At 39.2% G+C, this 13653-nt stretch carries 12 protein-coding genes and 1 other RNA gene; 10 read left to right on the top strand and 3 right to left on the bottom strand.

Annotated features, from left to right (window positions below):
* Positions 1–47 precede the first annotated feature (47 nt).
* The 3 genes from HMPREF1514_RS05105 to pepC all read left to right on the top strand — a co-directional run bounded on the left by HMPREF1514_RS05105 (position 48) and on the right by pepC (position 3814).
* Positions 48–1508: a nicotinate phosphoribosyltransferase gene (locus HMPREF1514_RS05105; protein ID WP_037597758.1), complete on the top strand. Its 1461-nt coding sequence runs from the start codon at positions 48–50 to the stop codon at positions 1506–1508.
* A complete protein-coding gene (nadE, locus tag HMPREF1514_RS05100) occupies positions 1505–2329 on the top strand; it encodes an ammonia-dependent NAD(+) synthetase (RefSeq protein WP_037597755.1) in 825 nt (274 codons plus the stop codon). Before HMPREF1514_RS05105 ends, nadE begins: the two co-directional genes overlap by 4 nt.
* Positions 2330–2476: 147 nt before the next feature.
* Positions 2477–3814, top strand: coding sequence for an aminopeptidase C (pepC, locus tag HMPREF1514_RS05095; RefSeq protein ID WP_037597751.1), 1338 nt, complete (start codon positions 2477–2479; stop codon positions 3812–3814).
* A gap of 187 nt (positions 3815–4001) precedes the next feature.
* Here pepC and pbp1a read toward each other — a convergent pair whose 3' ends face one another.
* Entirely contained in the window at positions 4002–6182 is a 2181-nt protein-coding gene (gene pbp1a, locus HMPREF1514_RS05090) for a penicillin-binding protein PBP1A (protein WP_037597741.1), read from the bottom strand.
* On the bottom strand, positions 6175–6777 hold the full coding sequence (gene recU, locus HMPREF1514_RS05085; protein ID WP_003070265.1) for a Holliday junction resolvase RecU: 603 nt from the start codon (positions 6775–6777) through the stop codon (positions 6175–6177). Before recU ends, pbp1a begins: the two co-directional genes overlap by 8 nt.
* 69 nt (positions 6778–6846) lie before the next feature.
* Between recU and HMPREF1514_RS05080 the strand changes: the two genes are divergently transcribed.
* From HMPREF1514_RS05080 to ahpF, 7 genes are all read left to right on the top strand, one after another.
* Positions 6847–7374 carry a DUF1273 domain-containing protein gene (locus tag HMPREF1514_RS05080; RefSeq protein ID WP_037597739.1) on the top strand — a complete coding sequence of 176 codons (528 nt, stop codon included), beginning with the start codon at positions 6847–6849 and terminating at the stop codon, positions 7372–7374.
* A 69-nt stretch (positions 7375–7443) separates the two neighbouring features.
* On the top strand, positions 7444–7785 hold the full coding sequence (gene gpsB, locus HMPREF1514_RS05075) for a cell division regulator GpsB (protein WP_006267358.1): 342 nt from the start codon (positions 7444–7446) through the stop codon (positions 7783–7785).
* Between the two features lie 13 nt (positions 7786–7798).
* Positions 7799–8163: RNase P RNA component class B (gene rnpB / locus HMPREF1514_RS09215), an RNA gene on the top strand.
* Positions 8164–8218: 55 nt separating this feature from the next.
* Positions 8219–9373: a THUMP domain-containing class I SAM-dependent RNA methyltransferase gene (locus tag HMPREF1514_RS05070; RefSeq protein WP_037597736.1), complete on the top strand. Its 1155-nt coding sequence runs from the start codon at positions 8219–8221 to the stop codon at positions 9371–9373.
* 12 nt (positions 9374–9385) lie between these two features.
* Positions 9386–10870 (top strand): cell division site-positioning protein MapZ family protein, encoded by a 1485-nt coding sequence (locus HMPREF1514_RS05065; RefSeq protein ID WP_037597734.1) that lies wholly within the window; start codon positions 9386–9388, stop codon positions 10868–10870.
* Positions 10871–10974: 104 nt separating this feature from the next.
* Positions 10975–11541 carry an alkyl hydroperoxide reductase subunit C gene (ahpC, locus tag HMPREF1514_RS05060; protein ID WP_037597732.1) on the top strand — a complete coding sequence of 189 codons (567 nt, stop codon included), beginning with the start codon at positions 10975–10977 and terminating at the stop codon, positions 11539–11541.
* A gap of 11 nt (positions 11542–11552) precedes the next feature.
* Entirely contained in the window at positions 11553–13085 is a 1533-nt protein-coding gene (ahpF, locus tag HMPREF1514_RS05055) for an alkyl hydroperoxide reductase subunit F (RefSeq protein WP_037597729.1), read from the top strand.
* 48 nt (positions 13086–13133) lie between these two features.
* On the opposite strand, the gene HMPREF1514_RS05050 is transcribed toward ahpF, so the two are convergent.
* Positions 13134–13616: an S-ribosylhomocysteine lyase gene (locus HMPREF1514_RS05050; RefSeq protein ID WP_003070253.1), complete on the bottom strand. Its 483-nt coding sequence runs from the start codon at positions 13614–13616 to the stop codon at positions 13134–13136.
* Positions 13617–13653: the final 37 nt, after the last annotated feature.

Below are 13653 nucleotides of genomic sequence, written 5' to 3'. Positions count from 1 at the left end.
TTTATTTGTGGTATAATAAATGAAAATATATCTTACAAGGAGTCATTATGTACCCAGATGATAGTTTAACTTTGCATACAGATTTGTACCAAATCAACATGATGCAAGTTTATTTTAGAAAAAATATTCACAATAAACGAGCAGTTTTTGAAGTATACTTCCGCAAAGAGCCTTTTCACAGTGGTTATTCTGTTTTTGCAGGCTTGGAACGGATGATCCATTATTTAAATCATTTGACATTTTCAGGAAGTGATATTGCCTATCTTCGTTCTCTTGGCTATGATGAAGAATTTCTAGCTTATCTAGCCAATTTAAAATTGGAATTAACAGTACGCTCTGCACAAGAGGGCGACTTGGTCTTTGCCAATGAGCCAATTGTTCAAGTAGAAGGCCCACTTGCCCAATGCCAATTGGTGGAGACAGCGTTATTAAATATTGTCAACTATCAAACTTTGGTAGCGACAAAAGCAGCCCGGATTCGCTCAGTCATTGAAGATGAGCCTTTAATGGAGTTTGGTACCCGCCGAGCACAAGAAATGGATGCAGCTATTTGGGGGACTCGTGCGGCAGTTATTGGTGGAGCAAATGGAACCAGTAATGTGCGTGCTGGAAAACTTTTTGATATTCCAGTCTTGGGAACGCATGCTCATGCGCTCGTTCAAGTCTATGGTAATGATTATGAAGCTTTCAAAGCATATGCTGAAACGCACCATGACTGTGTTTTCTTAGTGGATACCTATGATACGTTTCGTCTGGGGGTGCCAGCAGCTATTCGTGTGGCACGTGAAATGGGAGACAAAATCAATTTCCTCGGTGTACGGATTGACTCAGGTGACTTGGCTTATATTTCTAAAAAAGTCCGGCAGCAACTGGATGAAGCTGGATTCCCAAATGCGAAAATCTATGCATCAAACGACTTGGATGAAAATACAATTCTCAACTTGAAAATGCAGAAAGCCAAAATTGACGTTTGGGGCGTCGGAACGAAGCTCATCACTGCTTACGACCAGCCAGCGCTGGGAGCAGTTTACAAGATTGTGGCTATTGAAGATGAAAATGGCAATTTGCGCAATACAATCAAGCTCTCTAATAATGTGGAAAAAGTATCAACGCCAGGTAAAAAGCAAGTTTGGCGTATTACTAGCCGTGCAAAAGGGAAGTCGGAAGGGGATTACATCACTTATGACGGTGTAGATGTTAATGCGATAACAGCATTAGAAATGTTCCATCCGACTTACACTTACATTAATAAAACTGTGACAAATTTTGATGCAGTACCTCTGTTAGTAGACATTTTTAAACAAGGTCAACTTGTGTACCAATTGCCAAGTTTAACAGAAATCCAAACATATGCTCGCAAAGAGTTTGATAAGTTGTGGGACGAGTACAAACGGGTTCTCAATCCACAAGATTATCCTGTGGATTTGGCACGTGATGTATGGCAAGATAAGGTGGATTTGATTGATCAAATGCGCAAAAAAGCAAGCCAAATGGGAGAAACAAAATGACCTTACAGGAAACGATTATCCAGCAATTAGGTGTGAAACCTGTCATTGATCCACAAGAAGAAATCCGTAAATCTATTGATTTTTTAAAGACTTATCTAAAAAAACATCCGTTTTTGAAAAACTATGTTTTGGGAATCTCAGGTGGACAAGATTCAACCTTAGCAGGACGTTTAGCACAATTGGCCATAGAAGAAATGCGAGCTGAGACTGGCGATAATAATTATCAATTTATCGCAGTGCGTTTACCATATGGAGTGCAGGCTGATGAAGCCGATGCCCAAAGAGCACTCGCTTTTATCCAACCAGATGTCAGCCTTGTAGTAAATATCAAGGAATCCGCAGATGCGATGACAGCTGCTGTGGGAGCAACTGGTGCTAAGGTTTCAGACTTCAATAAAGGCAATATCAAAGCGAGGAGCCGTATGATTGCGCAGTATGCTTTAGCTGGTTCCTATAATGGGGCAGTTATTGGAACAGATCATGCTGCAGAAAATGTGACAGCTTTCTTTACGAAATTTGGTGATGGTGGTGCAGACATTCTACCACTTTATCGTCTCAATAAACGTCAAGGGAAACAGCTATTGGCTGCCTTGGGTGCGGACCCCATTCTCTATGAGAAAGTGCCGACAGCAGACCTAGAAGAAGAAAAACCAGGGATTGCAGACGAGGCTGCTCTCGGTGTTACCTACAATGAAATTGATGATTATCTGGAAGGCAAAACTGTATCAGAAGAAGCACAGGCTACCATTGAATCTTGGTGGCGTAAAGGGGAACATAAACGTCATTTGCCAATTACCATCTTCGATAATTTTTGGAAATAAGCAGAAGAATTGTTCTAACTTACGTTTTTTAAATCCGTAGGTTATTAAAATCAGATGTAGAGCGAAAAAGTTAGGTGCGCCTAACTTTTTATTTGAAGAATTTTAAAAATAAGCTATAATAGTGTGTAGAATTAGAAGGAGGTATCTATGAATTCATTAGATCAACAATTTACAGATAAATTATATGCTAATTATGAAGCAAATGTGAAATATGCTGCAATTGAAAATGCAGTCAGTCACAATGGCTTATTAACTTCACTGGAAAAACGCAATAGCGCTGCTGAAAACAATCCTGTATTTTCAATTGATTTGACCAAAGATAAGGTCAGCAATCAAAAAGCTTCTGGTCGCTGCTGGATGTTTGCAGCGCTCAATACATTTCGCCACAAAATGATTGCGGGCTTTCAATTAGAAGAATTTGAATTGTCACAAGCCCATACATTCTTCTGGGATAAATATGAAAAATCGAACTGGTTCTTGGAGCAAGTATTAGCAACTGCAGACCAAGAATTAACCAGTCGCAAGGTCAAATTCTTACTTGATACACCTCAACAGGACGGTGGTCAATGGGATATGGTTGTGGCACTTTTTGAAAAATATGGTGTGGTGCCAAAATCTGTTTATCCAGAATCTATTTCATCAAGTAACAGTCGTGAGCTTAATCAATATCTCAACAAATTACTCCGCCAGGATGCACAAATTTTACGTGACTTGGTTACTAGCGGAGCTGATGCAGCAGCTGCTCAAGAAAAGAAAGAAGAACTTTTGCAAGAAATTTTTAATTTCTTGGCAATGACCCTTGGACTCCCTCCTCGTACTTTTGATTTTGCTTATCGTGATAAAGACAATAACTTCCATAGCGAAAGTGGATTGACACCACAAGCATTTTACAAGAAATATGTGGATATTAAGCTAGATGACTATGTATCCATCATCAATGCCCCAACAGCTGACAAACCTTATGGCAAATCTTACACTGTCGAGATGTTAGGAAATGTCGTAGGAGCACGTGACGTCCGCTATTTGAATGTCGATATGAATCGTTTGAAAGAACTGGCCATTGCTCAAATGCAAGCAGGAGAAACGGTTTGGTTTGGTTCTGATGTGGGTCAATCTAGCAATCGCAAGGCTGGTGTGATGGTGAATGATATGTATGATTTTACTTCCAGCATGGATATTGAATTGATACAAGACAAAGCAGGGCGCTTGGATTACAGTGAAAGTCTCATGACTCATGCTATGGTCTTGACAGGTGTTGACTTGGACGAAAATGGCAAATCGACAAAATGGAAAGTGGAAAATTCTTGGGGTGATAAAGTTGGGAACAAAGGCTATTTTGTTGCTAGCGATGACTGGATGGACGAATACACTTATCAAATCGTTGTCCGCAAAGAATTTTTAACAACTGAAGAACTAGCGGCCTATGAAGCAGAGCCAAAAGTGCTTGCTCCGTGGGATCCAATGGGAGCTCTGGCTAGCAAATAAGAATAAAAAGAAGTAGGATAAATTTTTAAGCTTGCTTTAAAAGATTCTGTAAGAGAATGAAATAGAAAAACACGAGCAATCAAGACCAGTAAGCAACTGGATAAATTGTTCGTGTTTTTTAATTTTTACAAAACTCTGATTTAAAGATGTTATCTTCTAAACTGCTTGGCTTTCAGAAACTTCTTCGTTATTGATTTCGTGAAGGAGGAGTTTCCGAATTTCTACTGTTATTAGGAGAATTTGTAGACGTGGAAGCACTGGGTTCCGTACTTGATGAAGAACTGCTTGATGAAGAACTACTTGATGACTCTTGAGTAGAGCTTTCTTGACTATTTGAAGATGTAGACGATTCTTCTAAGCTAGAACTTGAAGTAGAATTATAATAATTTTGTTGATATCTATTAGTTGCATTGGCTAAAAAGACATAACTTCCGCTACGATAGAGACCGCTAGGCATCTCCCAGTCTTCTGTCCCACTTTCAGACAAGTAAGACATCATAGCACGGTAAACATCTGTTGCAACTTTCACACCGTCATCCAGAACAGGAGTGAGACGATTGGTGTAACCTGTCCACACTGCCATTGAATATTTCTGTGTATAACCAACAAATAGTTCATCTGGAGTCACAACACTTGAACCACCATAAGGTTTTGTTAGTTTCGCCAATTCATCATCAGAATAGTTGGAAGTCCCTGTCTTACCAGCTTGGTAGACACCTGATATAGCTGCGTTGGTTCCTGTACCTGAAGTGAGAACTGTTTTCAGCATATTTGTCATCATGTATGCAGTTGTTTCTTTCATTGCGGTTGTGCCTTGATTAGCGAAGTTTTTTGAAGTTCCATCACTAAAGACAACACGGCTGACGTATTGAGGTTTATAATAAGTTCCTCCATTTGCAAAAGCAGCATAGGCAGCTGCCATTTTTTCACTGCTGGCACCATATTTCTTATCTGATTTTGTGGTATTACTTGAAATGGCATTTGCATAGACCATATCTGGATAATCAATGCCAAGTCCATTAAGGAATTTCTTTGATTTGCTGAGACCAACAGCTTCTAATGTTTTGACAGCTGGGATGTTCCGAGATTCCTGAAGTGCATACTGAATGGTGATGTTTCCGAAATACCGCATATCCCAGTTGTAAACCGGAGTAGTTGTTCCAGGATAATGATAAGGGGTATCGCTAATATAAGCAGCTGTCGAAGTGTAAATTCCGTTTTCAATGGCTGGAGCATAATCGGTGATTGGTTTCATGGTTGAACCCCAGTCACGATTGGTTTCAACGGCTTGATTGGTACCAAAAGAAACATTTGAAGTTTGATTTCGAGCTCCTAGTTGAGCAATCACCTTGCCATTTGTAACATCCATAATCGTAGAAGCTACTTGCAGTTCATTATCTGGATAGGCAACATATTCATTGCTATTATAAATGTTCCAAAGGCGTTCTTGAACAGCTCTATTGACGTTAGTATAGACTTCCATTCCTGTCGTCAGCAAGTTATAGCCAGTTTCTTGCTGAACTTGCTCAATTACTTGTTTTAAGTAATTGTCCATGTAAGCCGGATAAGAAGCAGAATTTTTTAAGCTTTGCAGACCATCGGTAATGGGGGTGTTGACTGCCTTTTCGTATTGCTCAGCAGAGATGTATTTGAGTTTATACATTTCTGATAAGACAAGATTCCGACGATTTTTAGCAGCCTCTGGTTGTGTATAAGGATCGTATTGATTTGGTGCTTGAGGCATCCCTGCCAATAAAGCAATTTGAGCCAAGCTCAAATCTTTCAAATCTTTGCCGTAATAACTTTTAGCAGCTGTTTGCATACCGTAGTTACCATTTGACATATAGACCTTGTTTACATAATAAGTAATGATTTCTTGCTTAGTGGCTTTGCGCTCCAGCTGGACTGCTAACCAGGCTTCTTGGATTTTACGTGATAGCGTTTGATCGGCAGTTGAGGTAGAGAAATAAGTCAATTTAATCAACTGTTGTGTCAGAGTGGAGCCGCCTTGCCGATTTCCTTTGCGCAAGTTATTTAAAAAAGCACCTAAAATACGAACAGAATCCACACCACGATGGTTGAAGAAACGGTGATCTTCAATTGCAACGATAGCTTGAACTAAACCAGTTGGAATATTACTTGTTGCTGCGTTTACTCTTTTTTCAGAGCCTAAGTCAGCAATAAGATTGTTTTCACTATCATAGATTTTACTGGAAGTTGTAGCAACTAGTTTCTTTTCTGACAAGGCGGGCGCCTTGTGAACTTGATAGAGAAAGATTCCTCCGCCAGCAACAACTCCTAGAAGAAATAACGAGATGAGACCGATAGCAGCATATTTAGCAGCTGTCAGTAAAGATTGCTTATTCATTTATTTTACCACCTAGTAAGTTTTGTTGAATGATTTCAAGATACGGAATGCTAGGAAGTCCATTCTGTGAAATAGAATATCCATGTTGTTGAATGTAATCAAGTGGCATGGATTTTGTCCCTTTGTCAATCTTGAAGAAGTTAATCAGATAAGGAGCAGGAAGCAAATACGTCAGTTTTAAGGCTGAAAAGTGCAATAAAACGAAACAAATTCCTCCTTGTTTGACGACTTGTTCCATGTGTTCGATTTGATGCGCATGAAAATTTTTCATAGGCATAGAAGCCTTTTGACGAGTTTCTTTTGCTTCAAAATCTATGTAACGCCCCTGGTAGACACCAGAATAGTCTGTTGTAGAGGCTTGTCGAAAGTAGGCTTCTACAATTTTTGCCCGACTACGCCTAGGATAATCCACTTTTACGATTTGAATAGGTGTCGGTTTTTTGTGAATGACCGCCAACCCATGACTAAGATAATAATCATTTGTTTCATTGATCATTTTTTCAAAAGACATTCCTCGATTGGCAAAATCAACTGATTTCTTTTTAGGAAATTTCAATGAGTTGCGCGAGGAAACTTTATGTGGATAGTTGACCATATATCTCCTTATTGGTACAATAACATCACTCTATTATAACATAAAAAAGGAAATAAAGGGATAATTTAAGTGGTTAGTATATTAGTAGTGGGCTATCGAAATTTTGATCTGGGAATTTTTGATGAAAAAGATCCTCGAATCAAGATTATTAAAAAAGTGATTCAACGTGATTTGACTCGATTATTGGAACAAGGAGTGGAATGGCTGATTTTCACTGGAAATTTAGGTTTTGAAGTTTGGGTACTAGAAGTTGCAAAAGAATTACAGCAAAACTACGATTTTCAAATGGCAACAATTTTCACTTTTGAGAATCAGGGGGAAAATTGGAATGAAGTCAATCAAGAAAAATTAAACCATTTCAAACAGGTGGACTTTGTAAAATATGCTTATCCGCATTATGAAAACCCGAGTCAATTTCGTGACTACAACCATTTTCTACTCAACAATACAGATGGTGCCTATATTTTTTACGATGAAGAAAATGAGACGAATTTGAAATATCTTTATCAAATGATGAAAAGTCAAGAACAATATTTTATCAAAAAATTAACATTTGATGACTTGAACGAAGTCGCAGAAAATTTTTCCGAAAATTAGATGTTTAATCTTGATTTTTGCGGTTCATTTTTTATATAATTAAAGTAATGAACGAGAATGGAGAGAGAAATGGCAAGTATTATTTACACACCGAAAGATATTTTTGATCAAGATTTTAAAGTTGGCGTCCGAGGTTATAGTAAAGTAGAAGTAGATGAATTTTTAGACGATGTCATTAAAGATTACGAAACGTATGCTGCTTTGGTGAAAGAACTGCGTGAAGAAAATACTCGTTTAAAGGCTGAACTCGCTAAAAAGTCAACTGAGTCGGCAACTTCACCTTTAACACAGTCTATCATGGAAACTCCTCAGACGGCTTCTGCTACGTTGACAAATTTTGATATTTTAAAGCGTTTAAATCGTTTGGAAAAAGAAGTATTTGGCAAGCAAATCTTAAATAACGAAATTTAATAAGTAATGTGCAATTTTTGGATAATCGCGTGAAGAGTCGTCTTTTCATGAGGAAAGTCCATGCTAGCACGGGCTGTGATGCCCGTAGTGTTTGTGCTAGGTGAAACAATAAGCCTAGGGACGAGAAATCGTTACGGCGGACGAAACAGCTACGTCTCTGGATATGCTGGAATAGTCCTGAAAGTGCCACAGTGACGTAGTTTTTGCGGAAACGCAAAAAGTGGAACGCGGTAAACCCCTCAAGCTAGCAACCCAAACTTTGGTCGGGGCACGGAATGCGTGGAAACGAACACAGCATTCTGACTGGAAACAGTAGACAGATGATTATCGAAGGAAATGATACCTAGTTATTTCTGGAACAAAACATGGCTTATAGAAAGTTGCATATAGGTTTAGCTAGCGTATTATGCTAGCTTTTATTTTGAGAGGGTAAATGAAAACAAAATTTAAGTTGATTGCGACTGCTGCGGCTGGTTTAGAGGCTGTAGTTGGTCGCGAAATCAGAAATCTTGGCTTAGAATGTCAAGTGGAAAATGGACGTGTTCGATTTGAAGGAACTGTCGAGACCATTATTGAAACCAATCTCTGGTTGCGTGCAGCAGACCGTATTAAAATTGTTGTTGGCAACTTTCCAGCTAAGACTTTTGAGGAATTATTTCAGGGGATTTTTGCTTTAGATTGGGAAAACTACCTGCCACTTGGAGCAAAATTTCCAATTGCTAAGGCAAAATGTGTCAAATCAAAACTCCACAATGAACCAAGTGTGCAAGCTATTTCTAAAAAAGCAGTAGTCAAAAAGTTGCAAAAGCACTATGCTCGACCAGAGGGTGTTCCCTTAATGGAAAATGGAGCTGAGTTTAAAATTGAAGTTTCTATCTTGAAAGATGTAGCGACTGTTTTGATTGACACGACAGGCTCTAGCCTTTTTAAACGTGGCTATCGGACTGAAAAAGGTGGCGCGCCCATTAAAGAAAATATGGCGGCTGCAATTTTGCTCTTATCCAATTGGTATCCAGATAAGCCTCTGATTGATCCGACTTGTGGTTCAGGAACTTTTTGTATTGAAGCAGCTATGATTGGCATGAATATGGCGCCGGGGCTTCATCGCCATTTTGCATTTGAAGAATGGAATTGGGTTGACTCAGACTTGGTTGGGTGTGTTCGCGCTAGAGCTTTAGGGCAGATTAAGCAAGATATTCAGTTGGATATTTTAGGAACTGATATTGATGCGCGGATGGTAGAGATTGCCAAGCGAAATGCTGAAGAAGCAGGTGTTTCTGAGCAGATTGTTTTTAAGCAAATGCGTTTGCAAGATTTGCACACCAACAAGATAAATGGTGTCATTATTTCCAATCCACCCTATGGAGAGCGATTGTTGAATGATGATGCTGTGACCAAACTTTATCAAGAAATGGGACAGACTTTTGCACTACTAAAGACGTGGAGTAAATTTATCTTAACTAGTGATGAAACATTTGAAACAAAATTTGGTAGTCAAGCCGATAAAAAACGTAAACTCTATAACGGGACTTTAAAAGTAGATTTATATCAATATTTTGGCCAGAGAGTCAAGCGCCGGATAGATTAGAAAGGATTTGCCGTGAGTAAAGACGAAAAATATTTGTCAGAACAAGAAGAATCAATTCTTGATTTTGAAACAGCTAAAGAAATGACAATTGGTCAGGCTGCTCGAAAAAGCGAAGAGCTTGAAGCAGGGGTGACGGAAGAGGATAATGTGCTGGATAAATACATTAAACAACACCGTCAAGAAATTGAAGCTGGAAAATTTTCGGCTCAATCTACAGAGACAGCGTCTGAAGTAGAGGGACAGGAACAACTGAGTCAGTTAGATTTGGCAGAATTTATCCGAGAGATGCACGAGGGCGTTCAAGAGGAAGAAGTCTTAGAAGCTGCGGATGTAGCGTCTGAGGAGTCTGCCTTTGATGAAACGGTCGCTGCACTTGCAGCCAGCGAAGCAGAGCCGCAGGAAACTTTGGAAAAAAACAGCACACAGATTTCGGAGGAATCAGAGGCTGAGACGAAAGTAACGGAAGCAATTCAGCCTGAAATGGATAACATTCCTGTGAGCTCAACTGAGACAATGGAAAGTTTTTCAACTTTTACAGTATCTGATGAAGAAATGGAAACAGGGAACGTTCCATTTTATAAAAATAAGAAAGTCCTGTATTCTGCAGCAAGTGTAGCTTTACTGGCTTTAATCGGTGGGACTGTTTATCTGTCTTTGAATAGAAAGCAAGCAAAACCAGTTACAAATTCAACGAGCCAAACAAGTAAATCTTCTACTACTTCTAGCTCTGAAAATAAGGATTTGAAGGCTTTCAACAGTCTTTATGATTCATTCTTTACGGATGCAAATAAATTAGCTTTGAAAAATAGTAGTTTTGGCAATGTAGATAAATTGAAAGCAGCATTAGAAAAGTTAAAGAATACAAAGGAATACAATGTTGCTAAGGGAAAATACGACAGCTTGCTCAAACAAGTTGAAGCTGTAAAAACTGTGAATGCACAGTTTACCTCAGTGGCAATCACAGACGGCGTTTTAGATACTAAGGCAAAGATTAAAAATGATGCTAAATTTACAGATATCACAACAGGAAATACAGATTTGGATAAAGTCTTGAAAGCTGCTATCAGTCTAGGAAAGAGCCAGCAATCAGCGATTTCTGCTCCTAAATCTGAGACCGCCACTACACCGTCTCAAAGTCCGGCACAAACCCAAACGCCGAAAACTGAGGCACCAGCAGCTACTCCAGCCACACCAGCTTCTGGTCCAACTTTACAGCGACATTTAAGTCGAGTCCCGTACGATCAAGCAAAAATCAATGATTCTAGTAATCCTTCTTGGAATTTCAATCCTGGTGTATTAGAGAAAATCTTAGCAACCTCACGGGAACGTGGTTATTTCACGGGAGATAATTATATTCTTGAACGTGTGAATATTATCAACGGAAATGGTTATTACAATCTATTTAGAACAGACGGCACGTATCTCTTTAGTATCAACTGTAAAACTGGCTATTTTGTAGGAAATGGCGCGGGTTATGCAGATGCTTTGGATTATTAGGAAACGATTTCAAGCAAATTATTAGACTCTAAAAACCTTATACGCTATAATAAAACGTATAAGGTTTTTATTTTATAATTAAACTATTTTTGGAGGTAATCCTTATGTCACTTATTGGTAAAGAAATTGTCGAGTTTACAGCAGATGCTTATCATGCTGGAAATGGGAAGTTTATCACAGTTTCTAGCGAAGATTTAAAAGGTCATTGGAGCGTTGTTTGCTTCTATCCTGCTGATTTTTCATTTGTTTGCCCGACTGAGTTGGAAGATTTGCAAGAGCAGTATGCAGCTCTTAAAAAGTTAGGTGTAGAAGTATATTCTGTTTCAACAGATACCCATTTTACACACAAAGCTTGGCATGATCATTCAGATGCCATCGGAAAACTTGAATACATTATGATTGGCGATCCATCTCATACCATTTCACTTGGTTTTGATGTGTTAGATGAAAGTGGATTGTCTCAACGTGGTACTTTTATCATTGACCCAGATGGAGTTGTACAAGCACTTGAAATCAATGCAGACGGTGTTGGGCGTGATGCTTCTGTCTTGATTGACAAAATCCATGCTGCACAATATGTTCGGAGTCATCCAGGTGAAGTTTGCCCAGCTAAATGGAAAGAAGGAATTGAAACACTTACACCAAGTCTTGATTTAGTTGGTAAAATTTAAGGAGGCTTCTTATGGCTTTAGATGAAACAATTAAAGCGCAACTTAAGCAGTATTTGGAGCTTCTAGAATCTGATGTTGTGTTTCAGGCTTCTTTAGGTCAAGATGAGCGTTCTGAGCAGGTACGAGCTTTTTTAGAGGAAATCGTAGCGATGTCTCCACGTTTATCACTGGAAAATACAGAAACTAATCGCCAACCAAGTTTTACTGTTACACAAATTGGTCAAGCAGGGCGTGTGCAGTTTGCAGGACTTCCCTTGGGACATGAATTTACATCTTTTGTGCTTGCTTTGCTACAAGTCTCTGGTCGCGCACCTAAAGTAGAAGATGCTGTTATAAACCGAATTCAGGCTATCCAATTCCCGCTTCATTTTGAAACTTATGTCAGCTTAACCTGTCATAATTGTCCAGACGTTGTGCAAGCTCTCAATGTGATGGCTATTTTGAATCCTAATATCAGCCACACAATGGTTGAAGGAGGCATGTTTAGACAAGAAGTTGAAGATAAAAAGATCATGGCTGTTCCAACGGTTTTCCTAAATGGTGAAGAATTTGCGAATGGTCGTATGACAGTTGAGCAACTGCTTGATAAGATTTCTGGACCTGCTTCAAGTGAGGAATTTGACAATAAAGAACCATTTGATGTGTTGGTTGTTGGAGGCGGACCTGCAGGGAGCAGTGCAGCGATTTATGCCGCTCGTAAAGGCATTCGTACTGGTATGGTCGTTGAAACTTTTGGTGGACAGGTGATGGAGACCGTTGGTATTGAAAATATGATTGGTACTCCTTATACAGAAGGACCTAAGCTGATGGCGCAAGTAGAAGAACATGCCAAAAAATATCCAATTGATATCATGAAGAACCAACGTGTTAAAAACATCGAGAAAAAGGATTTGATTGAAGTGGAACTTGAAAATGGAGCTGTTCTGAAAGCGAAAACGGCAGTTCTTTCTGTTGGTGCTCGCTGGCGAAATGTCAATGTTCCTGGTGAAGAAGAATTCCGAACCAAAGGTGTAACTAATTGTCCACATTGTGACGGTCCTATTTTCACAGGTAAAAAAGTGGCTGTTATCGGTGGAGGTAATTCTGGAATTGAAGCAGCAATTGACTTAGCTGGTCTGGCAGAGCATGTTTATGTACTAGAATTTCTACCAACTTTGAAAGCTGATCAAGTGTTGCAAGACCGCGTGCATCAACTTGAAAACGTGACGGTTCTAACCAATGTAGCAACAAAAGAAATTCATGGTTCCGATCAAGTTGAAGCTATTACTTATCTCGATCGTGCGAATAATGAAGAACATAAAATTGAGCTCAGTGGTGTCTTTGTTCAAATCGGTCTTTTGCCAAATACAGACTGGCTTAAGAATAGCTCAGTGGCTTTAAATGAGCGTGGTGAAATCATTGTTGACAAACATGGTGCAACAAATGTGCCAGGAATTTTTGCAGCAGGTGATTGTACAGATAGCGCTTATAAACAAATCATTATTTCAATGGGTTCAGGAGCGACGGCAGCTTTGGGAGCATTTGATTATTTGATTCGTCAATAAAAAAGAAAACGAGCAGGAGAATTTGTATTTCCTGTCCGTTTTTTTATTTTATACAAGATGCCGCTCAAAAGGATCGTCAGAGATCCCTTGAGCTAAAATTAACTTGCACCATTCTTTGGCAGAAAAGAGACTGTGGTCTTTGTAATTTCCACAGGATTCAATGCTTGTTCCGGGAACATCAGTCCAGGTGGTTTCTCCAGCAATTTCCTCTAAAGAGGCTTTTATGACTTTGGCAATTTCGGTTGTACTATGTCGTCCCCACATAATCATGTGAAAGCCAGTACGACAGCCAAAAGGTGAGCAGTCAATCATACCGTCAATCCGAGTGCGGATGAGCTTTGCTAGGAGATGCTCAATTGTGTGTAGTCCAGCGGTTGGGATAGAATCCTCGTTAGGTTGAACCAGACGAATATCAAAATTCGAGATAACGTCACCTTTTGGACCGATTTCTTCGCCAATCAAACGTACATAAGGGGCTTTGACAATCGTGTGGTCTAACTCAAAACTTTCAACAATGACTTCTTTGACCATAAAATAGAACTCCTTTTGCTTTTACTAAATTATAGCA

This window comes from Streptococcus sp. AS20 (genome assembly GCF_000524255.1).
GTDB classification, from domain to species: domain Bacteria; phylum Bacillota; class Bacilli; order Lactobacillales; family Streptococcaceae; genus Streptococcus; species Streptococcus constellatus.
This window is presented reverse-complemented; position numbering and strand designations above follow the sequence as displayed.

Excerpts from the sequence above, each read along its gene's own strand:
- HMPREF1514_RS05105 (WP_037597758.1), top strand. The coding sequence starts at position 48 with ATGTACCCAGATGATAGTTTAACTTTGCATACAGATTTGTACCAAATC.
- nadE (WP_037597755.1), top strand. The coding sequence starts at position 1,505 with ATGACCTTACAGGAAACGATTATCCAGCAATTAGGTGTGAAACCTGTC.
- pepC (WP_037597751.1), top strand. The coding sequence starts at position 2,477 with ATGAATTCATTAGATCAACAATTTACAGATAAATTATATGCTAATTAT.
- pbp1a (WP_037597741.1), bottom strand. The coding sequence starts at position 6,182 with ATGAATAAGCAATCTTTACTGACAGCTGCTAAATATGCTGCTATCGGT.
- recU (WP_003070265.1), bottom strand. The coding sequence starts at position 6,777 with ATGGTCAACTATCCACATAAAGTTTCCTCGCGCAACTCATTGAAATTT.
- gpsB (WP_006267358.1), top strand. The coding sequence starts at position 7,444 with ATGGCAAGTATTATTTACACACCGAAAGATATTTTTGATCAAGATTTT.
- HMPREF1514_RS05070 (WP_037597736.1), top strand. The coding sequence starts at position 8,219 with ATGAAAACAAAATTTAAGTTGATTGCGACTGCTGCGGCTGGTTTAGAG.
- ahpC (WP_037597732.1), top strand. The coding sequence starts at position 10,975 with ATGTCACTTATTGGTAAAGAAATTGTCGAGTTTACAGCAGATGCTTAT.
- ahpF (WP_037597729.1), top strand. The coding sequence starts at position 11,553 with ATGGCTTTAGATGAAACAATTAAAGCGCAACTTAAGCAGTATTTGGAG.
- HMPREF1514_RS05050 (WP_003070253.1), bottom strand. The coding sequence starts at position 13,616 with ATGGTCAAAGAAGTCATTGTTGAAAGTTTTGAGTTAGACCACACGATT.